Origin of the sequence: Roseibium aggregatum, assembly GCF_017309185.1 — a bacterium.
Taxonomy (GTDB): domain Bacteria; phylum Pseudomonadota; class Alphaproteobacteria; order Rhizobiales; family Stappiaceae; genus Roseibium; species Roseibium aggregatum_B.
Genome location: NZ_JAEKJZ010000007.1, coordinates 199145 through 223838, shown reverse-complemented (window position 1 = coordinate 223838; position 24694 = coordinate 199145). Strand labels below are relative to the sequence as shown.

Annotated in this window: 26 protein-coding genes; 20 read left to right on the top strand and 6 right to left on the bottom strand. The window is 60.5% G+C overall.

The features are described 5' to 3' along the window. Nucleotides 1–24 precede the first annotated feature (24 nt). The 5 genes from JF539_RS25160 to JF539_RS25140 all read left to right on the top strand — a co-directional run bounded on the left by JF539_RS25160 (nt 25) and on the right by JF539_RS25140 (nt 4017). Nucleotides 25–615, top strand: coding sequence for a DUF1285 domain-containing protein (locus JF539_RS25160; RefSeq protein ID WP_419247702.1), 591 nt, complete (start codon nt 25–27; stop codon nt 613–615). Nucleotides 616–665: 50 nt separating this feature from the next. Then, nucleotides 666–1301, top strand: coding sequence for a CoA pyrophosphatase (locus JF539_RS25155; RefSeq protein ID WP_207143695.1), 636 nt, complete (start codon nt 666–668; stop codon nt 1299–1301). Further along, nucleotides 1301–1561, top strand: a complete 261-nt coding sequence (locus JF539_RS25150) for a DUF6111 family protein (protein WP_207143692.1) — start codon at nt 1301–1303, stop codon at nt 1559–1561. Before JF539_RS25155 ends, JF539_RS25150 begins: the two co-directional genes overlap by 1 nt. A gap of 10 nt (nt 1562–1571) precedes the next feature. After that, nucleotides 1572–2819 carry a CCA tRNA nucleotidyltransferase gene (locus tag JF539_RS25145; protein ID WP_207143690.1) on the top strand — a complete coding sequence of 416 codons (1248 nt, stop codon included), beginning with the start codon at nt 1572–1574 and terminating at the stop codon, nt 2817–2819. 103 nt (nt 2820–2922) lie between these two features. Next, entirely contained in the window at nt 2923–4017 is a 1095-nt protein-coding gene (locus tag JF539_RS25140; protein WP_207143686.1) for an HD-GYP domain-containing protein, read from the top strand. A 15-nt stretch (nt 4018–4032) separates the two neighbouring features. Here JF539_RS25140 and hemF read toward each other — a convergent pair whose 3' ends face one another. Together hemF and JF539_RS25130 are read right to left on the bottom strand one after the other, a co-directional pair. After that, the gene (hemF, locus tag JF539_RS25135; protein ID WP_207143683.1) at nt 4033–4962 is read right to left on the bottom strand and encodes an oxygen-dependent coproporphyrinogen oxidase; all 930 of its coding nucleotides are present in this window, start codon (nt 4960–4962) and stop codon (nt 4033–4035) included. A 48-nt stretch (nt 4963–5010) separates the two neighbouring features. After that, complete coding sequence (locus JF539_RS25130; protein WP_207143680.1) at nt 5011–5481, bottom strand: tRNA (cytidine(34)-2'-O)-methyltransferase; 471 nt, start codon at nt 5479–5481, stop codon at nt 5011–5013. Between the two features lie 227 nt (nt 5482–5708). On the opposite strand from JF539_RS25130, the gene JF539_RS25125 reads away from it, so the two are divergent. The 13 genes from JF539_RS25125 (at nt 5709) to JF539_RS25065 (ending at nt 20193) form a co-directional block, all read left to right on the top strand. After that, nucleotides 5709–7490 carry an ABC transporter ATP-binding protein gene (locus JF539_RS25125; protein ID WP_236042671.1) on the top strand — a complete coding sequence of 594 codons (1782 nt, stop codon included), beginning with the start codon at nt 5709–5711 and terminating at the stop codon, nt 7488–7490. A 51-nt stretch (nt 7491–7541) separates the two neighbouring features. Then, nucleotides 7542–7955: a DUF2177 family protein gene (locus JF539_RS25120; protein ID WP_207143675.1), complete on the top strand. Its 414-nt coding sequence runs from the start codon at nt 7542–7544 to the stop codon at nt 7953–7955. Between the two features lie 187 nt (nt 7956–8142). Continuing rightward, the gene (locus JF539_RS25115) at nt 8143–9462 is read left to right on the top strand and encodes a methyl-accepting chemotaxis protein (protein ID WP_209017587.1); all 1320 of its coding nucleotides are present in this window, start codon (nt 8143–8145) and stop codon (nt 9460–9462) included. A gap of 145 nt (nt 9463–9607) precedes the next feature. Continuing rightward, the gene (locus JF539_RS25110) at nt 9608–11470 is read left to right on the top strand and encodes a putative bifunctional diguanylate cyclase/phosphodiesterase (protein ID WP_207143673.1); all 1863 of its coding nucleotides are present in this window, start codon (nt 9608–9610) and stop codon (nt 11468–11470) included. Nucleotides 11471–11888: 418 nt separating this feature from the next. Beyond that, nucleotides 11889–12308 (top strand): hypothetical protein, encoded by a 420-nt coding sequence (locus tag JF539_RS25105; protein ID WP_207143670.1) that lies wholly within the window; start codon nt 11889–11891, stop codon nt 12306–12308. Between the two features lie 2 nt (nt 12309–12310). Then, a complete protein-coding gene (locus JF539_RS25100) occupies nt 12311–14149 on the top strand; it encodes an ABC transporter ATP-binding protein (protein ID WP_207143667.1) in 1839 nt (612 codons plus the stop codon). 299 nt (nt 14150–14448) lie between these two features. Further along, the gene (gene petA / locus JF539_RS25095; RefSeq protein WP_207143664.1) at nt 14449–15012 is read left to right on the top strand and encodes a ubiquinol-cytochrome c reductase iron-sulfur subunit; all 564 of its coding nucleotides are present in this window, start codon (nt 14449–14451) and stop codon (nt 15010–15012) included. Between the two features lie 25 nt (nt 15013–15037). Further along, nucleotides 15038–16303, top strand: coding sequence for a cytochrome b (locus tag JF539_RS25090; protein WP_207143661.1), 1266 nt, complete (start codon nt 15038–15040; stop codon nt 16301–16303). A 30-nt stretch (nt 16304–16333) separates the two neighbouring features. After that, nucleotides 16334–17218 (top strand): cytochrome c1, encoded by an 885-nt coding sequence (locus JF539_RS25085; RefSeq protein WP_207143658.1) that lies wholly within the window; start codon nt 16334–16336, stop codon nt 17216–17218. A gap of 221 nt (nt 17219–17439) precedes the next feature. Further along, nucleotides 17440–18321 carry an S-methyl-5'-thioadenosine phosphorylase gene (locus JF539_RS25080; RefSeq protein ID WP_207143655.1) on the top strand — a complete coding sequence of 294 codons (882 nt, stop codon included), beginning with the start codon at nt 17440–17442 and terminating at the stop codon, nt 18319–18321. A gap of 167 nt (nt 18322–18488) precedes the next feature. Further along, a complete protein-coding gene (locus JF539_RS25075) occupies nt 18489–19037 on the top strand; it encodes an adenine phosphoribosyltransferase (RefSeq protein ID WP_207143652.1) in 549 nt (182 codons plus the stop codon). A gap of 3 nt (nt 19038–19040) precedes the next feature. Next, entirely contained in the window at nt 19041–19706 is a 666-nt protein-coding gene (gene bluB / locus JF539_RS25070; protein ID WP_207143649.1) for a 5,6-dimethylbenzimidazole synthase, read from the top strand. A 7-nt stretch (nt 19707–19713) separates the two neighbouring features. Continuing rightward, on the top strand, nt 19714–20193 hold the full coding sequence (locus JF539_RS25065; RefSeq protein ID WP_207143646.1) for a GNAT family N-acetyltransferase: 480 nt from the start codon (nt 19714–19716) through the stop codon (nt 20191–20193). A gap of 24 nt (nt 20194–20217) precedes the next feature. Here JF539_RS25065 and JF539_RS25060 read toward each other — a convergent pair whose 3' ends face one another. Continuing rightward, nucleotides 20218–21138 (bottom strand): agmatinase, encoded by a 921-nt coding sequence (locus tag JF539_RS25060; RefSeq protein WP_207143643.1) that lies wholly within the window; start codon nt 21136–21138, stop codon nt 20218–20220. A 261-nt stretch (nt 21139–21399) separates the two neighbouring features. On the opposite strand from JF539_RS25060, the gene JF539_RS25055 reads away from it, so the two are divergent. Continuing rightward, nucleotides 21400–22425: a methyltransferase gene (locus JF539_RS25055; protein WP_207143640.1), complete on the top strand. Its 1026-nt coding sequence runs from the start codon at nt 21400–21402 to the stop codon at nt 22423–22425. A gap of 134 nt (nt 22426–22559) precedes the next feature. Next, nucleotides 22560–22802 carry a hypothetical protein gene (locus tag JF539_RS25050; RefSeq protein ID WP_207143637.1) on the top strand — a complete coding sequence of 81 codons (243 nt, stop codon included), beginning with the start codon at nt 22560–22562 and terminating at the stop codon, nt 22800–22802. Nucleotides 22803–22814: 12 nt separating this feature from the next. On the opposite strand, the gene JF539_RS25045 is transcribed toward JF539_RS25050, so the two are convergent. Genes JF539_RS25045 through JF539_RS25035 form a run of 3 tightly spaced genes read right to left on the bottom strand, consistent with a single transcriptional unit; the run spans nt 22815 to nt 24666 of the window. Continuing rightward, nucleotides 22815–23294: a MaoC family dehydratase gene (locus tag JF539_RS25045; RefSeq protein ID WP_207143634.1), complete on the bottom strand. Its 480-nt coding sequence runs from the start codon at nt 23292–23294 to the stop codon at nt 22815–22817. Continuing rightward, nucleotides 23291–23770, bottom strand: a complete 480-nt coding sequence (locus JF539_RS25040; RefSeq protein WP_328809316.1) for a MaoC/PaaZ C-terminal domain-containing protein — start codon at nt 23768–23770, stop codon at nt 23291–23293. Before JF539_RS25040 ends, JF539_RS25045 begins: the two co-directional genes overlap by 4 nt. After that, nucleotides 23767–24666, bottom strand: a complete 900-nt coding sequence (locus JF539_RS25035) for an NAD-dependent epimerase/dehydratase family protein (protein WP_207143631.1) — start codon at nt 24664–24666, stop codon at nt 23767–23769. The genes JF539_RS25040 and JF539_RS25035 overlap by 4 nt, the downstream gene beginning before the upstream one ends. Nucleotides 24667–24694: the final 28 nt, after the last annotated feature.

Sequence of the window (24694 nt, the reverse complement as noted above, 5' to 3'; positions counted from 1 at the left end):
GCGATGACGAAGGAAACTCAAGACATGGCCAGCACGATGCCGGAGGGGCTCCGGGCGCTGATCGGACGGGCGGATTCCAGGGACAGGCCACCGCCTCCGGTGGAGAAATGGGATCCGCCGTTTTGCGGCGATCTCGATATAAGGATCGCCCGAGACGGTACCTGGTTCTACCTCGGTTCGCCGATCGGCCGGGAGGCGCTCGTCAAGTTGTTCGCCTCGGTCCTGCGCAAGGATGCGGACGGCCGTCACTATCTCGTGACCCCGGTGGAAAAAATCGGCATCACGGTCGAAGACGCCCCGCTCCTGGCTGTCGAAATGGCGGTCGAGGGAAAGCTCGAAACCCAGGTGCTGACGGTGCGGACAAATCTCGGTGATCTTGTGGCAATCGGACCGGAGCACCCGCTCAGGTTCGAAAAAGAACCGGACAGCGGCGGTTTGAAACCCTATGTTCACGTGCGGGGCCGTCTGGAAGCGCTTTTCACCCGGGCGCTCATGTATCAGTTGGCCGACTTGATGGAGGAACGGGAAGCACCAACTGGTGTGGACATGGGAGTTTGGAGCAAGGGTCGGTTTTTCGAGGTGGATCCGGATCTCCTCGCGGGCGCGGAGCCATAAGGAATTGAACGCAAGGGACGGGATGAGATTCTCCAAAGACCGCTTCTTTCATGACTGACGCTTTTACAGCCACCGACTGGCCGGAATGGATATCGGCGCGCCTCGACACGGCTGCCCGCCACGACGCGGACCGGGAGACCGGAGATCATGTGCTCAATCCGGATCTGCCGCCCTACGCCCGCTGGGATGGCCCGCCTCGGGACGCGGCTGTCCTGATCGGCCTCACGGCCGAACCCGATGATCCGAAGGTGGTGCTGACGCAAAGGACCGCGCATCTTAATTCGCATGCGGGACAGATCGCCTTTCCGGGCGGAAAGGTCGATCCGACGGATGCGGATCCGATCGCAGCCGCCCTGCGGGAAGCGGACGAGGAAATCGGGCTGCCACCCGCCCGGGTGGAACCGCTGGGCAATCTTGCGCCTTACCTGACAGGTTCCGGTTACCGGGTCGTTCCGGTGGTGGGCCTCATCCATGCCGCGCCGGCGTTCAAGCCCAACCCGGAAGAAGTCGAGGAGGTCTTCGAAGTGCCCCTGCGGTTCCTTATGGACCCGGCCAATCACCGGAAGCTGAGCCGGGACTGGCAGGGCAAGCGCCGCTATTTCTATGCCATGCCCTTCGGCAAGCGCTACATCTGGGGCGTTACCGCCGGGATTATCCGCTCCCTTTATGAAACGGTCTACCGCTGATGCTGCGTGTCTTTCTTGCCCAACTTTTCCTGTTCCTCCTGCCGTTTCTGGGATACGGGCTCTTTCTCTGGCTGAGTGCGCACCGCAAACAGGCGGACATGTGGACGAAGGGACCTCTCGCCTGGCTGACGCTTGCGGGTCTTTCGCTGGTGATCGCCGGGATGGTGATCATGGCCACGGTCGGCCGCAGCGACGTGGAAAAGAGCTACAGGCCGTCGGAAATACGCGATGGCGTGTTCGTTCCCGGCCGGTTCGAATAGTTCGGGTAAAATGGCGATAGAAACGGCACAACAAAGGCTTCGGAACGCCGAATGGCTGCACGCTCCCGGCATACAGGCGGTGTTTTCAGCCGTGGAGCAGGGGGGGGACACGGCTCGCGTCGTGGGCGGGGCGGTGCGCAACACACTGCTGGGACATCCGGTGCCGGACATCGACATCGCCACGACCGCGCTGCCTCAAGAAGTCATGAAGCGTACGGCGGAAGCCGGGCTCAAGCCGATCGGAACCGGGATCGATCATGGTACGGTGACTGTTGTCAGCGGCGGATTTCCCTATGAAGTCACCACGCTCAGGGAAGACGTCGAAACCTTCGGGCGTCAGGCCAGGGTCGTTTTCGGCCGGGACTGGAAAAGGGACGCGGAGCGTCGCGACTTCACCTTGAATGCACTCTATGTGGATCGGAACGGCGAGCTTCACGATCCGCTGGGAGGATTGGACGACTGCCTTGAGCGGCGCGTCCGCTTCATCGGCGACCCTGACACCCGCCTGCGGGAGGATTACCTGAGGATTCTCCGCTTCTTCAGGATCTTTGCGGCCTATGGCCGGGGTGACATGGACCCGGATGGTCTCGGCGCATGCAGGCGTCAGCGGGACGGGCTCCGGCATCTGTCGGCGGAGAGGATCGGCCACGAAATGCGCCGGCTGTTGCAGGCGCCCCTGGCAGCGGCGGCCCTGCGCGTGATGAACGACAGCGGCTTGTGGGAGATCGCCGCCGGCGGTCTTGCCCGCATCGAGGACTACGAGGCATTGCGCAAGCTGGACGATCTGGCGCCGGAAACCCGGGATCCGGAGCTCGGGCTCGTTGTCCTGGCCGGCTTCGTGCACGAGGATCTCGACAGGGTCTGCGACCGCTTCCGCCTGTCGAACGCGGAACGCAAGCGCATGATGACCGCCTGGTCCGCGGCAAAAAGACTGAAACAGGCTGAAGACCTTCCCGCCGCTTCAGCGTTTTTGTACGAATTCGGACGGCAGGGCGCGCTCGACGGGCTGCTTGCGGTCTGGTCCATGCGCAGCGCCCAGGACTCCGCCGAGGCGGATGCCCTGGCCCGGCTGCTGCCTGTTTTGCGCAGCGGGCCGGTTCCGGTCTTCCCGGTGAAGGGAGCCGATCTGATCGCTCTCGGCCATCCTCCAGGCCCCGCGCTTGGCGGCCAGTTAAGCCTGCTGGAAGACACCTGGCGCCACAGCGGGTTTACGTTGAAAAAAGAAGAGTTGCTGGCACGGGTTGCTTGTGAATTTTAGCAGTTTTTAAAGAAAACCCCGGCACTCTGAATTGCGTTTTCCGTAAGGTTACGTTTTCAAGAATCCGCACCCGTAAGGCGTGCGAAGTTGGGTGAGGCATGGAATGGAAATTGTTCTGATCTCGGACGGACCTCTTCCGATCGAATCTCCGGTCAGAAAACTGCCGTTTTTTTTCCCGGCCCGGCTGGTCGACATGTCCAAGGTCTCTTCCAACACCGTCGGCGATGCGCGCATCGCGATCATTGAACTGCTCGAAAGCACCGATGCGGGGCTGAGCGCCTTGAGAACGTCGTGGGAAAGCATCGCGCAAATTCCCGTTATCTGTCTGGTGGCGAAATCCGACCGCAGGGAAAACATTCAGGCTGCCGCTCTCGGCAGAACCACGGTGCTGGATCGAGGCACGCCGCTGGCCCTGATGCTCAAGACCATCCAGGAGCTTGTGGGGGGGCAGGAGGAGACCAATCTGCCGAAGAACCTGCCCACGGAGACCGGACAGGCCTTCGTCAAGGGCATTGCCTTCCTGGAAGGCATGTGGCTTTCGGCGGTCCAGGGCAAGGGTATCCAGACAGCCCAGATGGAAAAAAGCGCGTCGGATGTTTTCACCGCGCTGTCGCTCAACGGTCTTTCTCCCTGGTTGCAGGCGGTCAACGCGCATCACAGTGCCACATACAGCCACTCCCTGGCGGTCGCCGGACTTGCCGGAGCGTTCGCCAAGCACCTTGGCTGGAGCGACGCGGTTTGCCGGCAGGTCATCGCCGGCGGGCTGATCCACGATATCGGCAAGGCGCGCATTCCGCTGACCATTCTCGACAAGGCCGAGCGGCTGACCGCGGAAGAACGCGCAATGATCGACCGGCATCCCGAGTTCGGCCGCGAGATCCTCAAGCCGCAGCTCGACGTTCCCGTCGACATCAAGAAAATGGCGATTCAGCATCACGAATATCTCGACGGGTCCGGATATCCCGACGGCCTGAAGGGCGGCAGGATTTCCGACAAGGTCCGCGTGATCACGATCTGCGACATCTATGTCGCCCTCACGGAGGACCGGGCCTATAAGCCCGGCCTTTCGGCGCGCGATGCAATCAAGACGATGAAGGACCTCGGCGCGAAGCTCGACCAGTCGCTGCTGGACGAATTCGCGGCGATGCTGCTGAACCGGCAGTTCGGTCAGGTCAGCCGCAAGTCTTCCGCGGCCTGACGCCGCCCCGGGCTCTCAGGGCCATTTCACAACCGGCGGCATGGAGGACAGGATCGAGGCGACGTTGCCTCCGGTCTTCAGCCCGAAGATCGTTCCCCGGTCGTAGAGCAGATTGTATTCCACGTAGCGGCCCCGTCGGATCAGCTGTTCCTCCCGTTCCGCCTCGCTCCAGCTCTTTTCGAAATTTCTTCGCACGAGCAGCGGATAGACGTTCAGGAAAGCCAGTCCGACGTCCCTGGTGAAGGCGAAATCCGCATCCCAGTCGCCGCTGTTGAGGTAATCGTAAAAGATGCCGCCGATGCCGCGCGGCTCATTGCGGTGCTTGAGGAAAAAGTACTCGTCGCACCAGGCCTTGTAAGCCGCGTAGTCGGCGACCTCATGGGCCTCGCAGGCCTGCCGCATGGCGCTGTGGAAGGCTTCGCTATCAGGGTCTTCCTGGGTCCGCCTGGCGTCGAGAACGGGGGTCAGATCGGCGCCGCCGCCGAACCACTGCCGGGTGGTCACAACCATTCGGGTGTTCATGTGAACGGCCGGGACATGCGGGTTGTGCATATGGGCGATCAGACTGATGCCGGAGGCCCAGAAGCTCGGGTCTTCGCTGGCACCGGGGATCTGATCGCGGAACTCGGGCGAGAACTCGCCGTGAACGGTCGAGACATGCACACCGACCTTCTCGAAGACGCGACCGTGCATCATGGACATGACACCGCCGCCGCCCTTGGCACCGGTGCTGTCGGTTCGCTCCCAGGGCGTTTGCTCGAACCTGCCCGCAGGCCGGTCGGCGAGGGGGCCGGACAGGGCAGCGATTTCGGTTTCCAGATCCTCGAACGCGGCGCAGATCCGGTCGCGCAGGTCGCGGAACCAGGCAGTGGCCGCCGCTTTCTTGTCTTCGATACCCTCGGGTACCGGGCCGCCTCTTTGTTGGGGAGAAGAAGGTGCTGTCATGGGCTCGGTCTCGAATCGTTGCTCAGGGGCTTTCCGGGAGATCGCGGATCAGCATTGGCTTTTAGGAAATGTCCCCGTCTGTCGCAAGGCTTCCCCCAGCACCATGCCGGTGGACACGGCGACGTTCAGCGACCGCATGCCTTCGGCCATGGGGATGGTCAGGCGGGCATTCGCAAGGTCGTGAACGCTTTCGGGGACGCCCGAACTCTCGCGCCCCATGAGGAGGATGTCGTTTGCCTGGAAGGAAAATTCCGTGTAGGGCGCCGCGGACTTCGTGGTCATGAGCAGGAGCCGCAGTCCTTGCGCTGCGCGCCAGGTCTCGAAATCCGCAAAGGACATGTGGCGCATCAGCGCAGCCCGTTCCAGGTAATCCATGCCCGCCCGCTTCAAGGCGCTGTCGGACACCGGAAAACCGGCCGGTTCGATCAGATGCACCCTGACCCCCATGCAGGCGGCAAGACGCAGGATCGTTCCCGTGTTTTGCGGGATGTCCGGCTGGTAAAGGGCAATGTCCGGCATGGTTTCCTCGCTCTTTGCCTGGGCGGCGCTGCATAGCAGCGTCAGGCGCCGATGTCATGTTGCATCGCCAGAACGGAGGAAAAGGAAATTGTTTGGCTCTCCACCTGCTCCAGATATGTAGGGTAAGTCCGAATTGCCATTCTCCTTTCTGGAGCCTCCCGGTGTCCCCTCTCTTCCGCCTGTTCGAAACCTGGATCGACCCCTTCCGCGAACCGCCTGAAAAGGACATGCCGCGCGGTGGCGCCGCGGCTCTGCTTTATTTCGTAAGGCAGGTGCGCTGGCCCTTTGCGGCGATGCTGGTGCTCGGCGGAGCTTCGGCGGTTCTCGAAATAACGATTTTCAATTTTCTGGGCGCCATCGTCGACCTGCTCGATGAGGACGGACGGGCCACTTTCTTCTCGGACCACGCAGTCACGCTTCTGGGCATGGCTTTCGTCGTTCTGGCGGTGCGCTTTATCGTCACCAGTCTGATGGCTCTTCTGGAAGAGCAGGCGGTGGTCCCCGGTTTCTTCAATCTGGTCCGCTGGCAATGCCACGAACGGGTCATGAAACAAAGCCTGAGCTACTTCCAGGACGATCTGGCGGGGCGTCTGACGCAGAAGGTCATGCAATCCGGCATGTCTGCCGGGGATTTCATGGTCAGCCTGCTTCAGGTGGCCTGGTTCATCGTGGTCTATTCCATAACGACCCTGGTCCTGATCGCCGATCTGGATTTCCGGCTCGGAGCCATTGTCGCAATCTGGCTTGTCTGTTTCGGGCTGACCGCCTGGATCTTCGTTCCCCGCATCCGTGAGGCCTCCAAGGAGGTCGCCAACAGTTACTCGGGCGTGACCGGCCGGCTGGTGGACACCTATACCAATATTCAATCGGTGAAACTGTTCGGTTCGGCGCGGGAGGAAAGTCGCGGCGCGCGGAACGCGGTAGAGGCCTTCATCGGCAAGTTACGGATCTTCACGCGGCTGCTGACGTCCATCCGCATGATAATGAGCCTCCTCAACGGCGTCATGATCGTCGTGATATCCGCTGTTGCCCTTAGGGCGTGGCAGGATGGCGGCATCAGCGCTGGGCATGTGGCCTTTGCCCTGAGCCTGGTTCTCAGGCTCAACGTTCTGCTCAACCGTCTTTTCAATCAGCTCAACGGCTTGTTCCGCAATTTCGGTTCGCTGCAGGACAGTATGGAGACGGTCGTGAAGCCCGTTCTGCTGAGCGACCGGCCGCAGGCGCGCGATCTTGCCGTACGCCGGGGGGCGGTGACGTTCGAGAACGTCCGCTTTCACTACGGCAAGGCCGGCGGGGTAATCGATCATCTGAACCTTTCGATTGCACCGGGCGAACGGGTCGGCCTTGTTGGCCGGTCGGGGGCTGGCAAGACCACGCTTGTCAGCCTGCTGTTGCGGTTCTTCGACGTCGAGGCCGGGCGTGTCCTCGTGGACGGACAGGATGTGCGCGAGGTCACGCAGGAGTCCCTGCGCCGTGCCGTGGGCATGGTAACCCAGGACACGTCGCTGCTGCACCGTTCCATCCGCGAGAATATTCTCTATGGCCGCATGGCGGCCAGTGAGGACGAACTTCTGGAGGCGGCGCGCAAGGCGCATGCGCTGTCCTTTATCGAGACACTCGAGGACAAGCGAGGCCGCAAGGGCTTCGATGCCTTTGCCGGAGAGCGCGGAGTGAAATTGTCGGGCGGTCAGCGCCAGCGTATCGCGATTGCGCGGGTTCTGTTGAAAAACGCACCGATCCTTGTGCTCGATGAAGCGACCTCGGCGCTGGATTCGGAAGTGGAGGCCGCCATTCAGGACAACCTGCAGCAATTGATGACCGGCAAGACCGTGATCGCGATCGCGCACCGGCTGTCGACCATTGCCGCAATGGACCGGTTGATCGTCATGGACAAGGGCAGCATCGTTCAACAGGGGACACATGACGCTCTGCTGGCCGAGGACGATGGGCTTTACGCGCAGCTCTGGAAACGGCAGTCGGGCGGTTTTCTGGAACCGGCGGTCTTGTGATCCGTGCGAGCGGGCCGTCCGTAAAGAAGTCGTTTGGCTGCCGAGGATCAAATGGCTAAGCTTGTAACCGCCTATTTCACGACGGCGCTGGTGTTCCTGGCTGTCGACTATGTCTGGCTGACACGGGTCGCGACCCGGTTTTATTTCGACCGCATCGGTCATTTGCTGATGGACAAGCCCAACCTGGCGGCGGCCGGGCTCTTCTACATCCTTTACGTCGTCGGCATCGTGGTGTTCGCGGTGGCCCCGGCCCTGAAGTCGGAAAGCGTCTGGATCGCGGTCGTCTATGGCGCGCTTTTCGGGTTCTTTACCTATGCGACCTACGACGTCACAAATTACGCGACCCTCAAAGGCTGGCCGGCAGAGGTCGTGGCCGTGGATGTGGCCTGGGGAACGGTGCTGTCGGGTTTTTCGGCTGCAGCAGGCTATCTGCTGACGCGCCAGCTGATCGCCTTTTCGCAGTAGTGAGAAAATACCGACGCGAACGAGCGCCGCGGGCGCTGCCGCCTGCGCAGACCGTATTTAAGTATTTTCCCTAAGATCGTCCGTTACCGTTTTTTTTACGCAAACGGCGTTATTTTCCGGAACTTAGCGGCTGTTTGCGGGGGTCGCCCCGGAACGGCGCCCATCGGAATGATTATCGGGGTTAATTGTGACGCTTTCGATCAAGGGCAGGTTTGTCGTCATGGTAATGACGGCTGCAGCCATCATGATGCTCGGAACGGCTTTCGCGTTCTGGACCTTCCGGCAAGCTTTCATGGAACAACTTGGCAGGGTGGAAGGCGCCCGGCAGTTTCTATCCGGCGATGTGGCGCACAAGATCGACAGCCTCATTCTGGATCAGATGGTGACCATTGCCCTGGTGGTGTCTCCCGTCGGGTTGGCTTTCCTGGCGGTTGCTCTTTATCTCGCGATCGGGCTTGCCAAGCCCCTGGGCCGATTGCAGAGAGGCCTTGAACAGCTGTCCGCAGGCGATCTCGACGTGGAAATCGAAGGGGCGGAGCGGACCGACGAAATCGGTGCCATTGCCCGCGCCGTAACGGAGTTCCGGGCCAATTTGGCTGAAAAGGCGAAGGAGCAGGCCAGTCTGGATCTTGTGCATCAGCAGGAACTCAGCGACGAGCGCAAGGCTTTGCTGCACGATGTAGCGGACGATTTCGAAAAATCGGTCATCGGGGTCGTTTCCAGCCTGACCCGGGCCACCGGCAGCGTCGAGGACAATTCCAGCCAGCTCAATCTGGCCATGTCGTCGTCCTATCAGGCGGTACAGGAGGTCCGGCAGGCGGCCACGGAAGCTTCCGCGTCGGTGGAGGTCGTGACTAACTCGTCCGAACGGCTTTCGAGCTCCCTGGCCCGCGTTCGCGAAGATGTCGACGAGGCGACCAGCATTGCGGGTATCGCGGTCGAAGAAGCCCGCAAGACCGATGAAATCGTCGGACGTCTGGGTGAAACCGGCCGGGCCATCGGCGAGATCGTCGAGCTCATCAGCCAGATTGCGAGCCAGACGAACCTTCTGGCCCTGAATGCGACCATCGAAGCGGCCCGTGCGGGAGAAGCCGGCCGCGGTTTCGCGGTTGTCGCCAACGAGGTCAAGGTGCTGGCCGAGCAGACCACCAAGGCGACGGAAGACATTTCCGCCCAGGTGGCCTCGGTTCGCGAGGTCGCGGAGCTTTCTGAAACGGCGATCCGTTCCATCGTCGAGACCATCGGCAGGGTCAGCGAGATATCCGGTAAAATCCGGGAAGCCGTCGAGGTGGAGACCATGGCGACCCAGGAAATCGGCAGCAACGCCCTGACGGCGCGCTCCAGCTCCGAGCAGGTCTCCAGCAATATCCACACGTTGAACGAAGCGATGGATTCGAGCCGTTCGGCAACCGTGGAAATGCAGAACGCTTCGGCTGAGCTTGGACAATTGTCCAGTTCGCTGCAGTCGCAGGTGCGGCAGTTTTTGCAAAGTATCCGGGCTGCGTAAGCTTTATTCCGGCCTTCCGCAGTCGATCCTGCAAGAGTGCTGGTAATAATACCAATATTCTTAAATCTAATTTTCGTGCTTAGAAATATTTGACGTTTTTGCAAGCGGGATCGTTTGGGTTAAAAGCCCTGACAGAAATCGGAAAATGGCTGGATTCCTGGCCGGTGGGCCAATGTATGTCTTGATATTCTTCTTGGGAGCCGTGATTGCCCTCGTCTCTCAAGGTTTTCTGGCGCGCGGCCGCATGCCGCGACCGGTCCCGAACGAACCCGGTTTCGAGTTCGGAAACGACGCAGCGATTTTACGGCTCGTTGTCGAACACGCCCATGAGGGTCTTGTGATGCAAGACGTGTATGGGTTGATTCAATGGTCGAACCCCGCTTACTCGCGCATTACGGGCTACTCCGCGGAAGAAATCCGTGGCAGGCGTCCCCAGGAGTTCATTCTGCCGCCTGAAAACAAGATGCCGGCCGATGAGGTGCAGGCGTTCAGATACGATCTCGAGAAGGTTGCGTCCGGGTCCGAGGAACTCATCTTGAATCGCCGAAAGAACGGCGAACTGTTCTGGAACCAGCTCACCTTCGCGGTTGTCGAAGGAAATTCGCTTGACGACGCCAAGATAATCCTCATCTGCAGGGATGTGACCAGCCAGGTCGAGCATATGAAGGACCTGGAAGAGGCTCGAAACAGGCTGAAGCACCAGGCGGAGCACGACGACCTGACGGGTGTCGCCAACAGGGGCAGGTTTGAGTCCTATCTTCAGGAGCGTATCGCAGCTTCGGAGAACGACGGCGGGCCATTCGGGATCATCCATTTCGACCTCGACCATTTCAAGGAAATCAACGATACGCACGGCCACGGCGCGGGAGATGCCGTGTTGCGGAACACGGCTCAGGTTCTGAAGGCAACCCTGGGAGACAAAGGGCTTGTCGCCCGGATCGGCGGCGACGAGTTTCTGGCCGTTTTGCCGGAACCGCGCGGGGAGGTGGAACTCGAAGCTGCCGCGCGGAGGGTCCTTGCGGGTCTTGAAAAGCCGGTCATGGTGGACCGCCAGGCGATCCGGGTTTCCGCAAGCATCGGATTGCTGCTGGTGGACGGACGGAAGGCGAGCGCATCCGAAGCCATCAACCGAGCGGATATCGCTCTATACGAAGCCAAGAAGGCCGGGCGCGGCCAGATCGCATGGTATACGGACCTTGTTGGCGCCGCGCACCGGCATCGGCGCATGGTCATGGCGCGCCTGGACCAGGATCTCGAGCAGGGCAACCTCTCTCTCATGATGGAGCCTGAATACTGCTTCAAACGGCAAGCGGTCACAGGCTTTGAAGTCTCCGCCAACTGGCTCCATCCCTCGGAGGGACTGGTCGATCCGATCGAGATGCTGTCCTCCCAGGAAGACACGATGCGGATCGCAGCCATAGAGCGTTTTGCGATGGAGCGCGGATTTGCGGAAGTCGGGCGTCTTCGCAACGAAGTGGGTGTCCCGTTCACGCTGTCCGTCAATCTTTCGGAGGCCAGTCTGAAAGAACAGGGCGCACCGGACCGGCTCAAGGCCCTGTGCAATGAGGCAGGGTTCGCCGCGCAGGACGTCATCGTCGAACTTGAGGAGAAAATCGTCAGGTTCAATGAGACGAGCGGCCTGAAGGCGGCCCTTGAACATCTTTCCGCTTGCGGCTTCCAGGTCGCTCTGGACAAGTTCGGCAGCGGTCATGGCGGCGGTAGCCAGCTGATATACATGAATGCGGATGTCCTGAAAATGAGTCATCAGCTGACCGAGGGACTGGAGACCGAAGAGATCAAGAAACAGGTCGTGCAATCCGTCATTCATCTCGCCCGCTCGCTTGGCGTCGAGGTTTCTGCAGCCGGTGTCGACCGGCCGGGCCAGGTGGAGATCCTGAAGGACTTCGGTTGCGACCGCGTTCAGGGAAGAGCGCTTGGCGGGCAGATGTCGCCGCGCGAGGCGGAAATTCACGTTCGAGGTTTCGGCATGCAGCCGGAACTTCAATAAGTCCGGTCCAATGGCTCAAGCTCGTCGTGCGATGCCCGGTTACACGCAAAGGCTGTGTCCGATTGGCAACAGTTGACGAACACCTGCTTCAATTGGGCACAGTGGTACTTTTCAAGAGAGGGAAAACCGGTTACCAAATCGTCAGCCGGGCGATAACGCGGGCTTCCATCGATTCTTCCGGCGGCTCTGCCGCCACGCAACCAGGAGGGCTTACATGATTGATCTTTGCATGATCCACCCGCATGCCTTCCATACCGGTTGCGTCTGGGCCGCTGTCCGCCTCCATTAGGAGGCCTATCCGGCCACTCTTCAATTCCAGCTTTATGATGACCGGCTCAAGCCGTCCGTAGTCCGGCTGCATGTGCGTTCGCGCATGTCCGCCGTCATCAACCGTTCCATTCTTTTCGGAGATAATCCGATGTCGGTCCACTATTTGCCGGGCGCCGAGGCCTTGAGGCGGCGTTCGGATTTCGAGATGCCGCCGCCGGGGCGCGGACGGCTCCCGCGTATCCGCAATACCTTCCTCACCGCGTGTCTGTTCGTGGGAGGCACCTTCGCTCTCACCGGTCTCATTTACGCGCCGGTGCTGATTACAAAATTGCGCCGGGTCGATGCTCTGGAAATCGCAGGCCGGCACGTTTCCGCGGCCATGTTCGCGGATGACCTGCTGTCGCTCTTCTGGGGCGCATTCATTCTGGCGCTGGCCGTCACCAGCTTTGTCGCCGGAGCGGTCCTGTCCGTTTCCGGTTCATTCATCCGCCCGCATCGCCGGCCGCTTCCCTGGGAAGACCCCAGGCGGCACCCTGCCGTGTTACGTTTGATCGGGCCTGAGAGGTAAACATGTTCGACCGGTTTGAAAACCTGACTGATCCGTTTGAAAAAGCCGAACTCGACGTTCCGCCGAAAGGCTTCTGGGCCTTTTGCTGGTATTACACCAAGCCGGTCTGGCCGATCGTGGCCTGTGTCTCCTTTTTCGGGATGCTGGTCGCCTTGCTGGAAGTGTACATCTTCACCTTCCTGGGCGACCTCGTCACCTGGCTTGAGAAATCGGATCCGTCCACCTTCCTGAACGACAACTGGCCGATGCTGGTGTTCATACTGGTCGTTCTTCTGGTGGTGCGGCCCGTGCTGGAACTTGTCTGGCAGCTTTTCTTTCACCAGGGGCTGATGGGCAACTACCCCATGTCCATCCGCTGGCGGGTGCACCGGTATCTGCTCCGCCAGAGCGTCTCGTTCTATCAGAACGATTTCGCCGGCCGTATCGCCACGAAGATGATGCAGACCGCGCTTGGCGTCCGTGAGGTCGTCTCGCGCCTGGCCGACATCATGGTTTATGTGACCGCGTATTTCGGAGCGGCGCTGTTCGTGGTCGCAGGAGCCAATCTGTGGCTCTCTCTTCCCTTTCTGATCTGGTTCGTGGCCTATCTGGCGACGATCCGCATCTTCGTCCCGAAGCTTCGGGACGTGTCCAAGCAGCAGGCGGACGCCCGGTCCCTGATGACCGGCCATGTCGTCGATGCCTACACCAATATCGCGACGGTCAAGCTGTTTTCTCATGCGGAGCGGGAAGAGACTCACGTCAAGGGGTCTATGACCCAGTTCCTGAACACCGTTCATCATCAGATGCGGCTGGTGACCGTGCTCAATATGGTGCTCGTCTTCATCAACATGCTTCTGCTGTCGTCGATCGGCGGTCTGTCGATCTTTCTGTGGCAGGCCGGCGCGGTCACGATCGGCGATGTCGCGATCGCTGTCGCCATCGTGCTGCGTCTGCAGGGCATGTCGCACTGGATCCTGTGGGAACTGGCCGGACTTTTTGAAAACGTCGGCACCGTTCAGGACGGCATAGCCACGATTTCCCGGGAGCGGGAGGTCACGGACACGCCCGATGCGAAACCGTTGACCGTCAGCCGCGGCGAGATCCGTTTCGAGGGCATCCGCTTTCACTACGGCAAGAAGGCGGGTGTCATCGACGATCTGACCTTGAGTGTCGCGCCGGGGGAAAAGATCGGCCTGATCGGAAGATCCGGGGCGGGGAAATCCACGCTCGTCAATCTGCTGCTTCGCTTCTACGACCTCGAAGGCGGGCGGATACTGATCGACGGCCAGGAGATTTCCGGCGTCCGGCAGGACGACATACGGGCGAATGTCGGCGTGGTGACTCAGGATACTTCGCTTCTGCATCGCTCCATCTTCGAAAACGTCGCCTACGGCAAACCCGGGGCAACGCGGGAGGATGTGGAGCTGGCGCTGGACAAGGCCCATGCCCTTCAGTTCGTGCAGGGGCTGTCCGACATGGAAGGACGCAAGGGCCTCGACGCGCATGTCGGAGAGCGGGGTGTCAAGCTGTCCGGCGGCCAGCGCCAGAGGATCGCGATCGCGCGCGTGCTTTTGAAGGACGCACCGATCCTTGCGCTGGACGAGGCGACCTCCGCCCTCGATTCCGAAGTGGAAGCCGCCATTCAGGAAAGCCTGTTCGAACTCATGGAAGGCAAGACGGTGATCGCGATCGCGCACCGTCTGTCGACTATCGCGGCGATGGACCGGTTGATCGTCATGGACAAGGGGCGAATCATCGAGGAAGGCACTCACCAGGAACTGCTCGACAAGGCCGGCCTTTACGCACAGCTCTGGCAGCATCAGTCGGGAGGCTTTTTGTCGTCGGTTCAGGCGGCTTGATCCTCCGCGCGCCGGCAAGACCGGAAATTGCGAATTTCCGGTCTTGCGTTCCGTCCCGGAATAAAGGCCGAACAATGGCGTAACTGCGGCTTTGTCTGCGACATTTGCGTTCTGCGGCGTTTGTTGAACTAGACAAGTGTTTAGAAGGGTGCAAAAAGACAAGCGGCTAGACCGGTACGCTTAGGGCGGCTCCGGTCTCCGATGAGCCCGGCATGATTGCAGCGTCCTTCTCGGGAGAAAGGTGCGCGGATCAGATGCGGGCTATCGGTACAGGTTGAACACATAAAGAGGACGCGACCTTGGCACACACAACGGATGCGGAAGAACCGAACCGCCGTGACTTTCTCTATATCGCGACCGGGGCAATGGGCGTTGTGGGCGCCGGCGCACTGGTATGGCCGTTCATCGACCAGATGAACCCGGATGCTTCGGCATTGGCCCTGGCCTCCATCGAAGTCGATGTTTCCGCCGTCGAGGAAGGCCAGTCTATCACCGTCAAATGGCGCGGAAAGCCAGTCTTCATCCGGAACCGCACAGAGGCGGAGGTGGAGGAATCCAAGTCCGTTCCGCTCAGCGATTTGCCTGATAAGTTCGCGCGAAATTCAAACCTGCCGGCCGATGCCGAGGCGACAGATGTCAACCGGGGTGTCGAAGGCAAGGAAAACTGGCTCGTCCAGGTCGGTATCTGTACCCATCTGGGCTGCGTGCCGATCGGCGACCAGGGTGACTTCGGTGGCTGGTTCTGCCCTTGTCACGGTTCTCACTATGACACCGCCGGCCGCATCCGTAAGGGCCCGGCTCCCGAGAATTTGCTGATTCCGCCGCTCGAGTTCGTCACCGACTCGATGATCAAGATCGGTTAACAGCACAGATTTTTAGGAGACAGCCATGGCTGGACATTCGAATTATGTACCGCAGAGCGCTGCGGCCAAGTGGCTTGAAAGCCGCCTGCCGGTTATCTCGCTCATGCGCGGTTCCTTCGTGGACTTCCCGACGCCGAAGAACCTGAACTACTGGTGGACCTTCGGCGGTATTCTTTTCTTCGTGCTGATCGCGCAGATCATTACCGGCATCGTGCTGGTGATGCACTACACGCCGAGCACGACCGCCGCTTTCGACAGTGTCGAACACATCATGCGCGACGTGAACTTCGGCTGGATGCTGCGCTACCTGCATGCGAACGGCGCTTCGATGTTCTTCATCGCGGTCTACATCCACATCTTCCGTGGTCTCTACTACGGCTCCTACAAGGCGCCGCGCGAGATCTCCTGGATCCTCGGCGTGATCATCTTCCTGATCATGATGGGCACCGGTTTCATGGGCTACGTGCTGCCCTGGGGCCAGATGTCCTTCTGGGGCGCGACCGTGATCACCAACCTGTTCTCGGCCATTCCGCTGGTCGGCGAGGAAATCCGCACCTGGCTGTGGGGCGGCTTCGCGGTCGACAATCCGACCCTGAACCGGTTCTTCTCGTTGCACTATCTGCTGCCGTTCATGATCTTCGGCGTGGTGATCCTTCACGTCTGGGCGTTCCACACAACGGGCAACAACAACCCGTCCGGCGTTCAACCGAAGACCCAGCAGGATACGGTTCCCTTCCACCCGTACTACACGATCAAGGATCTGTTCGCGATCGTGGTGTTCATGATCCTGTTCGCCTGGTTCGTCTTCTATGTGCCGAACTACATGGGCCACCCGGACAACTACATCGAGGCGAACCCGCTGGTCACGCCGGCACACATCGTGCCCGAATGGTACTTCCTGCCGTTCTACGCGATCCTGCGTGCGGTGCCGGACAAGCTCGGCGGCGTCGTGGCGATGTTCGGCGCGATCGCGGTGCTGTTCGTGGTGCCGTGGCTGGATACCTCCAAGGTCCGTTCCGGAACGTACCGTCCGCTGTTCAAGCAGTTCTTCTGGATCTTCGCCGCGGTCTGCCTTGCGCTCGGATATCTTGGTGCCATGCCGGCTGAAGGCTGGTACGTGACGTTCTCGCGGATCTTCACCGTCTATTACTTCGCCCACTTCCTGATCATCCTGCCGATGCTCGGGTTCCTGGAAAAACCGCGGCCGTTGCCGGCCTCCATTTCCGAAGCGGTTCTGAAGAGCGGGTCCGGCACGCCGGCCGGCGCTGCAGCCGCCCCGGAAACGAAGTAACGCGAACCGGATCGGGAGTTAATTGAGACAATGAGCACCATGATCAAAATGGTTCGTTCCTTCGCCGCTGTGGCCGCTGTAGCGGTTTCGGCCCCGGCGTTTGCCGCCGGCAACGCCCCGCATATCGAGCGCCATCAGTGGTCCTTCGCAGGTCCTTTCGGCACCTTCGACCGGGGTCAGCTGCAGCGCGGCTTCAAGGTCTACCGTGAAGTCTGCGCATCGTGTCACGGCTTGCGTCAGGTGGCCTTCCGCTCCCTGGCCCAGGACGGCGGCCCGAGCTTCTCGGAAGAGGAAGCCAAGCAGATTGCCTCCGAGTACACCGTCATCGACGGCCCGAACGAAGACGGCGACATGTATGAGCGTCCGGCGATCCTGGCCGACAAGTTCCCGTCGCCGTTCCCGAACGAGCAGGCGGCGCGGGCCTCCAACGGCGGCGCCTATCCGCCGGACTTCTCTCTTCTGGCGAAAGCCCGTGCGGCGCATCGCGGGTTCCCGTGGTTCGTCTTCGACGCTTTCACCCAGTATCAGGAGCAGGGCGCCGACTATATCTACGAGCTGCTGATCAGCTACCCGGACGAAGCTCCGGAGTGTCTCGGCGAGGATTTTTCAGGCAATTTCAACCCGAAGTTCCTGGGTGGTTCGATCACGGCGGAAGCCTGCGCGCATGAGCATCTGACCGGCGGTGAAATCGGCATGGCAGCGCCCTTGTTCGACGAACTTGTCGAATACACCGACGGCACGCCGATGACTGTCGATCATTATGCCAAAGACGTTGCCGCTTTCATGATGTGGGCCGCCGAGCCGCATCTGGAAGAGCGCAAGAAGATCGGTTTCCGTGTCATGGTCTTCCTGATCTTCTTCGCCGGCATGCTCTACTTCACCAAGAAGAAGCTCTGGCGCAACGTCGATCATTGATCGGACCTGAGCCAAGCGCCTGGTTAAGCCGCCGGTTTCCGGCGGCTTTTCTTTTGAGCCGAATACCGGCATTGGCCGCGCCTCCGGCGGTGCTGGGGCCAATGCAGAATGTGCCATGGCTACCCTTGACGTCATCGGCGATCGGTTGGAATAAACCTTGCGGACTGCCCGGCTCTATTTTTCATTGAGGGCAGCGGTTAACCGGAAGACTTGGAGCGGACATGGCAGACGCGGTTTTAGGGATCATCGGCGGCTCCGGCATTTACGATTTGCCAGGGCTGGAAAATGCGGAATGGATCACGGTCGACAGCCCCTGGGGCGCTCCCTCCGACCAGGTCCGGGTTGGGACGGTTGACGGTCTAAAGGTCGTCTTCCTGCCGCGTCATGGCCGGGGCCACGTCTATTCGCCGAGCTCCATCAACTACCGCGCAAATATAGATGTCATGAAACGCTGCGGCGTGACCGACCTGCTGTCGGTTTCCGCTTGCGGATCGCTGAAGACGGAGCACGCTCCGGGGACCTTCGTGCTGGTGGACCAGTTCATTGACCGGACGATCGCCCGCGAGAAAAGCTTTTTCGGGACCGGATGCGTTGCCCATGTTTCCATGGCAACGCCGGTCAGCCCGAAGCTGGTCGACGCTGTGGCGGCGGCCGCGGAAGCCGAGGGGCTCGCCTACAACAAGGGCGGAACTTACCTGGCGATGGAAGGCCCGCAGTTCTCATCGCTTGCCGAAAGCCAGCTCTACCGGTCCTGGGGATGCGACGTGATCGGCATGACCAACATGCCGGAAGCCAAGCTCGCCCGGGAAGCGGAGATCAGCTACGCCACGGTCGCCATGGTGACCGACTATGACAGCTGGCATCCGGATCACGGCGAGGTCGATATCCAGGCGATCCTCAAGGTCTTGCGCGACAACGCGGAAAACGCCCAGCGTCTCGTGGCGCGGGTGGCCCGCGATCTGCCGCGGGCGCATCAATCCTGTCCGGCCGGGTCCGATACGGCACTGGAATTCGCCATGATGACAGCGCCGGACAAACGGGATCCGGAGCTTGTGGCCAAGCTCGATGCGGTCGCCGGACGTATCCTCAACAGGCAGGCCTGATTTTTCAGGCCCGTTAACCCCTTGCGCCGCCTCGAGATGCTTCGAAATCGCTTCGACCGTTCCGGCAAACTTGATATAACCGGCGGCCGGGGATGGTTTCCGGAAAAAGTTCCGCTGTTTCGGGTTATTAGCGCAGCGCACCGGTCCAGACAGAGAAAGAGGGCTCCATGGTCGAGCAGACAATCAAGGATGAATTGATCGGCGCCATCCGTACGATCGAGGACTATCCCGTCGAGGGAATCCAGTTCCGGGACATCACGACGCTGCTCGGCAACGCCAGGGCCTTCCGGCGCGCGGTGGACGCACTGGTCCAGCCCTGGGCGGGATCGAAGGTCGATCACATCGCCGGCATCGAAGCCCGCGGTTTCATCCTGGGCGGGGCGGTGGCGCATCAGCTCTCCGCCGGCTTCGTGCCGATCCGCAAGAAGGGCAAGCTGCCGTCGGAAACCGTGCGGATCGCCTATTCTCTCGAATACGGCGTCGACGAGATGGAGATGCACAAGGACGCCATTCAGCCGGGTGATCGTGTCATCGTGGTCGACGACCTGATCGCGACCGGAGGAACCGCGGAAGCGGCCTGCAAGCTGTTGCGGTCCATCGGCGCCAATATCGAGGCGGCCTGCTTCATTGTGGACCTGCCGGATCTGGGCGGTCGCAAAAAGCTGGAGGCTTTGAACGTCCCTGTCCGCACCCTGGTGGAATTTGCAGGACATTGATCAATGGCCCCGGGAGGATTCGAGCCTGGTGACGGGCCGCCGGCCTTTTCTCAGGATTTTCAGCGGGAGTTCGAAACGCTCTTGAAATGGCGCAGGGACGTGCGCCGGTTCAGGACCGACCCCTTGCCCGAAGGCATGCTTGACCGCCTGCTGCATCTGGCCGATCTGGCGCCCTCCGTCGGAAACAGCCAGCCCTGGCGGATCGTGCTTGTGGACAGTCCGGAAAGACGCGAGCAGGTGGTCGCCAGTTTCGAAGCGGAGAACGAAACCGCCGCCATGCGTTACGGCGGTGACAAGGCGCTGAAATACCGCCAGCTCAAGCTGGCCGGTTTGAAGGAGGCACCTGTTCATCTGGCGATTTTCAGTGACGACGATCCCGGCCAGGGGCACGGGCTGGGCCGGATGACCATGCCGGAGACGCTGGCCTATTCCACCGTGAGTATGATTCACACCTTCTGGCTGGCGGCGCGGGCGGAAGGTGTCGGTGTCGGCTGGGTCTCGATCCTCGATCCGGAAACGGTCTGCCGGGTGCTTCAGGTTGACGCCGGTTGGCGCTTCGTGGCTTATCTATGCGTCGGTTTTCCGGAGGAAGACCATCTGGACCCTGAACTGGAACGGGTGGGCTGGCAAGCACGCAGTCCTCTCGAGCAGCGGTTGTTCCGCAGGTAGGTACTAAATGGCCGTGATCATTCGTCCAACGGAAGACAAAGACCATGCCGCCGTCCACCGGCTGCTGACCGAGCGCTGGACAGGGCCCGAGATCATGCTGGACGACGAGATGGTCGACGCCTCCCGCCTGCCGGGCTATGTCGCCTATGACGGCGAGGAACTGGTCGGGCTCGTGACGCTGATCAAGCGGGATGGAGAATGGGAGATTCTCACGCTCGATTCGCTCAACCGCTGGGGCGGCGTCGGCAGCCAGCTTCTGGACGCGGTCGTGGTCGAAGCGCGTTCCATCGGTATGGGTCGTCTGACCGTTCGCACCTCCAACGACAATCTGGATGCCTTTCGCTTCTACCAGCGTCGCGGTTTCCGGCTGGAGCGGATCGGTCAGGGCGTCATCGACCGGGAGCGTGAGCTCAAGCCCGCCATTCCTTTGCGCGGCGATTACGGCATCGAAATTCACGACGAAGTTCTGTTTGCCAGAACGCTTTAACAGCAACTGCTGGTTTGTTTGCTTCTACTTTGATATTGGCTGACGGATGATCGTGCCAATGGCGTTGACAAGCATTCGAGCCGCGGTGAGCGCCGACAGTCCGTCGATGTCGGCCGGCGGATAGAGTTCAACGAGATCAAACCCTGCAATAGTTGATCGCCGGCCGAGGCCCGCGATCAGGTCGATGACCTGCGTGTAGGTCAATCCGCCGGGCGTGCGGGCTGCCACGCCAGGCATTACGCTGGGATCGAGACCGTCGCAATCAAGCGTGACAACGGTTCGCGAACCCTCGGGGATGTGTCTGAGTGCCGCTTCGACACCTTCGGCATGAATCTCGCGGGCAGTCACGAAACGGCTGCCATAGCGCTGAGCGGCTTTTATCTCGTCCAAGCCTGCGCTGCCGACGGCTCGAAGACCAGCCTGCACGATGCCTGCGATGTGAGGCATCTCGCTCACGCGGCGCATCGGGCTAGAATAGCCGTAGAGTTCCCCCTCCACTTCATGGCGCCAGTCGATATGGGCGTCGATCTGCAGAACCCAGACAGGCCCGCGATCCGCGAAGCCGGAAATAAACGGGATCGGAACGGAGTCGTCGCCTCCGAGCAGAACCGGAACCGCTCCTTGGGTCAGGATCTCTCGGGTTTTCGCCTCGATGCGCGCCCTGTTACCGGCATTGTCCCGCATGTCGGTCGAGATATTGCCGTGATCGACGCAGCAAACCGGAACTCCCGAAAAGAGCGGTCCCCCGAGATCGAAGTCCCAATTCTGCAGAAGAGGAGCATCTTCTTGGCTTGCGGCCCGGATAGCATTGGCGGCAAGCGCATATGCGCTACTGTCCTTGGCCGGATAGGTGCTGCCGTGTCCGGCGCCGAAAATTACCACGCGAGGCCTGAGGCCGTCGGACAAACGCTCGGGAAGACCCAGAAAGCGTGCTGTTTCGGTCATGGTTCGGATTCCTGCGTTCCGGTTGGATCGGCGTGGGGTAGGCGCTTCCAGTAATGGTACGTCGACCGTGACTACAAGTGAAGCTGCTCCAAGGCGTTTCGCATGGCCCGAACCGGGAGCGAGTGTCTGGTTTAGAGAGCTTGAGTTTTCACGTTGGTTTGCATTGCGTTGCACAATAGTTATAATCGGAGACGCTTGAATTCAGTTTTTCGGAGCTGAAATCGTTCTTCTTTTCTTCAATAGAAAAATTGGGAGGTTTGTATGACGTCTCCGGTCAGGGAGCTTGAGACTGCCGAGGAAATATCTGATATTGCTTTTGCCTTTATGGGGTCAAAGGCGCTTTTTTCTGCATTGCATGTCGATTTGTTTTCTATTCTTTCCGAAAAAACCTTGACGCCGGAACAGGTCGCCGAAGCGAGTGCGCTCGATCTCGACCGGGCGACCACCCTGCTGACGGCGCTGACGAGCCTTGGCCTCGTGCGCAGGGACGGCGAGGGTTTCACGAATTCGCCGGCTGCGGAGGCTTTCCTGGTCAAGGGGCGCAAATACGACTTCGGTGATTATCTGCGTTTCCAGATCGACAAGCAGATGTACCCGTTCCTGACCCAGCTCAACGACGCGTTGACGGACAGTCTGGCCAAGGATCAGATCGCCTCTTACGAAGACTGGTTTTCCGATCCGGAGCAGGCGAAACTCTATTCCCGCTCCCAGCATGCCGGGTCGCTCGGCCCGGGCCGAGGGCTGGCCAAGATGGTGGATCTGTCGGCCGCAAGGACCCTGCTGGATGTCGGCGGGGGCACCGGCGCTTTTTCAATTTCGCTCTGCAAGGCCTATCCGGAGCTCAGGTCGAGCGTCCTGGACTTTCCGAATGTGGCCAAGGTCGGCGAGGAATTCATCGCCGAGGAAGGGCTTTCGGAACGCATCGGTTACCGGCCCGGGAATGCGCTCAAGGACGAATGGCCCGAAAGTGCCGACGCGGTGCTGATGTCCTATCTGTTCTCCGGTGTGCCGGGCTCTGAAATTCCCGGCCTGATCCGCAAGGCGTTCACCGTTCTGACGCCCGGCGGGAACTTCATGGTTCATGATTTCATGGTCGACGAGACGCGGGAAGGTCCGAAACTGGCGGCGCTGTGGCAACTGCAGCACACGGCCTTCAATCCGGAAGCCCGGTCGATCACCAGTTCCTATGTCGCCGACCTGATGGCCGCGGCCGGCTTTGAGAAGATCGAGACCAGACCGATGATCCCCGGCATGACCACCCTCGTTCATGCGCGCAAGCCGGCGTAACGAAACGATCCAGACTCTCTTCGATCTGCTGTCGAACAGGCCTGTGGCTGTGGCGTCCCTATGTCACAGTGCGGGGGCTTAGGGAATGAACTAGGGAAATTGCGTAAGTAGTTTTCCTGGTTCATGGAGTCGTTATGTCCGCACTGTCCTCTTCCAGAGAAGTTCTTCTGGTCCGCATTCTGTTGGCGATCCCCGTCCTGAATCTGTTTCTCAAGGACGCACTTTACGGCGACAACGATGCGAAATACTGGTTCATGGGAAACGTCGCCATGATATGGGCGGCTTCGATCTACCTGTTCGGCTACCCTGCGATCATCCTGCCGGCCTTGTCCATGGTTCCGATGGCCTTTCTCTGGATCCTGGACGTCTGTCGTTAGGATGCTTTCCGGTCAGGCCGGCAGCCGCTCGATCAACTGGCTTGCCCTGAAGGAAAACACCAGCGTTCCGTCCTGATTGTGCCCGAGCATGTCGGAGCGGACGAGCCCCCAGTCCGGGCGTCCCCGGTGGTTCGTCTTTTCGGCCACCACCTGGGTGTAAGCGATCGTGTCCCCGACAAAGACCGGCCTTATCCATTTGAGGTCCTCGAAGCCAGGGGAGGGGCCGATCCTCGCCGGTGTCCTGCCCTCTTCCAGAGCCTGTCGGTGGAGCGCCTGCTGGGTGGCGACGAAGAGCTTCATGAAGACGGAGGCGGTATGCCAGCCGGAGGCGCACAGGCGTCCGAAATGGGTTTGCGCGGCTGCTTCCTCGCTCAGGTGAAACGGCTGGGGATCAAATTTTTCGGCGAAACGGACGATTTCTTCCCGCGTGAAGCTGTGGCTGCCAAGCTCGAATCTGTCGCCAATCTGGATATCCTCGAAAAAGGCGGTCATGGGGCCGGGCTCCGTTTTGCGATCAGGATCGGGTTTTCCCAGCGCAGAACCGTTTTACCGTTCTGATTGTCAGCCGTGACCTTGATGAAAACCATGCCGAGATCCGGCCTGCTTCTCAGGGCCCGCGTGTCCAGTACGTCGAGCGTGGCGTTCAAGGTGTCGCCCGGATAAACCGGACGTCGCCATGAAAGCTTGTCGATCCCGGGGGACCCGCGGCTCGCGCATTTGTTCAAAAGGCCGGTCGCGACCAGCCTCATGACGAGGCTGGCGGAATGCAGTCCGGCCGCGGCCAAACCGCCCAGAAGCGAGGCCTTGCCGGCATCTTCGTCCAGGTGAAACGGCTGCGGATCGAACTCGGCCGCGTAGTCGACAATGTCTTCCTTCGTGACCGTCAGCGAGCCGAGGTCGTAGCTCTGTCCGGAGGCGAAATCTTCAAAATGGAGCATGGTGGAAAGCGGCTCGGTCCTGTTTCTCACGTTGTAACGTATTTCCGCCAGTCATGCTCTTCCCTGAAGCCCAGAATCTCGCGGATCTTGCGGTTGGAAAAGAGTGCCTCATGGCTGCCGAGCTCACGGCTCAAGGGGACATTCGGGAAGAAACGTTTCAGGATTTCGGTGTTGGGAATGTCGACGGAATTGGTGTCGTTGCCCGCATTGAAAACCTGATAGCCGAGACCGTCCTTTTCCAGGCACAGGTCGACGATCTGGCCAAGGTCGCGCGCATCGATATAGCAGAAGATGTTCCGGCGCCTCTGTGCCGGATTCCTGAAGAAATCCGGGAAGCGGTCGTATTCATGCGGCTCGATGACATTGCCGATCCGGAGCGCGTAGATGTCGAAGCCGGAGCGGCGCTGGAAGGCGCGGGCCGTCTGCTCGTTGACGACTTTCGACAGGCCGTAACTGTCCATCGGGTCGACGTCGTAGTCTTCCTCCACCGGCAGCACCTTCGGGTCGGCAATACCGTCGGCGAAGCAGACGCCGTAGGTGGTCTCCGAAGACGCGATGACGATCTTGCGGATCCCCAGTTTCACCGCCGCCTCGATCACATTGTATGTGCCGACCGCATTCACCTCGAAGGTCCTGTTGTCGGGGTGAATGAGGATGCGGGGAACGGCCGCGAAGTGGACCACCGCGTCGAACCTCGGCACGCCGGTGCCAGGTTCCAGCTCGTCGAAATTGGCGTAGCTGGTCATGACGTTGAACATCTCGCCCGAACGGGTGATGTCGGCAGTCAGGTTGTCGACGCCCGGATGCTCCAGCGGCTTGAGATCGACGTTGACCACCCGGTGGCCGCGCTCCAGCAGATAGGGAACAACATGCCGCCCGGCCTTGCCGGTGCCGCCGGTGAACAGGATGCGTTTGGGGGTGCTCATGCTCTTTCCTTGGTGGGGTCAGGGTCCG

Excerpts from the sequence above, each read along its gene's own strand:
- JF539_RS25105 (WP_207143670.1), top strand. The coding sequence starts at position 11,889 with ATGTCGGTCCACTATTTGCCGGGCGCCGAGGCCTTGAGGCGGCGTTCG.
- JF539_RS25065 (WP_207143646.1), top strand. The coding sequence starts at position 19,714 with ATGGCCGTGATCATTCGTCCAACGGAAGACAAAGACCATGCCGCCGTC.
- JF539_RS25155 (WP_207143695.1), top strand. The coding sequence starts at position 666 with ATGACTGACGCTTTTACAGCCACCGACTGGCCGGAATGGATATCGGCG.
- JF539_RS25160 (WP_419247702.1), top strand. The coding sequence starts at position 25 with ATGGCCAGCACGATGCCGGAGGGGCTCCGGGCGCTGATCGGACGGGCG.
- JF539_RS25125 (WP_236042671.1), top strand. The coding sequence starts at position 5,709 with ATGCCGCGCGGTGGCGCCGCGGCTCTGCTTTATTTCGTAAGGCAGGTG.
- JF539_RS25055 (WP_207143640.1), top strand. The coding sequence starts at position 21,400 with ATGACGTCTCCGGTCAGGGAGCTTGAGACTGCCGAGGAAATATCTGAT.
- JF539_RS25120 (WP_207143675.1), top strand. The coding sequence starts at position 7,542 with ATGGCTAAGCTTGTAACCGCCTATTTCACGACGGCGCTGGTGTTCCTG.
- bluB (WP_207143649.1), top strand. The coding sequence starts at position 19,041 with ATGGCCCCGGGAGGATTCGAGCCTGGTGACGGGCCGCCGGCCTTTTCT.
- JF539_RS25140 (WP_207143686.1), top strand. The coding sequence starts at position 2,923 with ATGGAAATTGTTCTGATCTCGGACGGACCTCTTCCGATCGAATCTCCG.
- JF539_RS25035 (WP_207143631.1), bottom strand. The coding sequence starts at position 24,666 with ATGAGCACCCCCAAACGCATCCTGTTCACCGGCGGCACCGGCAAGGCC.
- JF539_RS25150 (WP_207143692.1), top strand. The coding sequence starts at position 1,301 with ATGCTGCGTGTCTTTCTTGCCCAACTTTTCCTGTTCCTCCTGCCGTTT.
- JF539_RS25045 (WP_207143634.1), bottom strand. The coding sequence starts at position 23,294 with ATGACCGCCTTTTTCGAGGATATCCAGATTGGCGACAGATTCGAGCTT.
- JF539_RS25050 (WP_207143637.1), top strand. The coding sequence starts at position 22,560 with ATGTCCGCACTGTCCTCTTCCAGAGAAGTTCTTCTGGTCCGCATTCTG.
- JF539_RS25110 (WP_207143673.1), top strand. The coding sequence starts at position 9,608 with ATGGCTGGATTCCTGGCCGGTGGGCCAATGTATGTCTTGATATTCTTC.
- JF539_RS25145 (WP_207143690.1), top strand. The coding sequence starts at position 1,572 with ATGGCGATAGAAACGGCACAACAAAGGCTTCGGAACGCCGAATGGCTG.
- JF539_RS25060 (WP_207143643.1), bottom strand. The coding sequence starts at position 21,138 with ATGACCGAAACAGCACGCTTTCTGGGTCTTCCCGAGCGTTTGTCCGAC.
- JF539_RS25085 (WP_207143658.1), top strand. The coding sequence starts at position 16,334 with ATGAGCACCATGATCAAAATGGTTCGTTCCTTCGCCGCTGTGGCCGCT.
- JF539_RS25080 (WP_207143655.1), top strand. The coding sequence starts at position 17,440 with ATGGCAGACGCGGTTTTAGGGATCATCGGCGGCTCCGGCATTTACGAT.
- JF539_RS25100 (WP_207143667.1), top strand. The coding sequence starts at position 12,311 with ATGTTCGACCGGTTTGAAAACCTGACTGATCCGTTTGAAAAAGCCGAA.
- JF539_RS25090 (WP_207143661.1), top strand. The coding sequence starts at position 15,038 with ATGGCTGGACATTCGAATTATGTACCGCAGAGCGCTGCGGCCAAGTGG.
- JF539_RS25075 (WP_207143652.1), top strand. The coding sequence starts at position 18,489 with ATGGTCGAGCAGACAATCAAGGATGAATTGATCGGCGCCATCCGTACG.
- hemF (WP_207143683.1), bottom strand. The coding sequence starts at position 4,962 with ATGACAGCACCTTCTTCTCCCCAACAAAGAGGCGGCCCGGTACCCGAG.
- JF539_RS25130 (WP_207143680.1), bottom strand. The coding sequence starts at position 5,481 with ATGCCGGACATTGCCCTTTACCAGCCGGACATCCCGCAAAACACGGGA.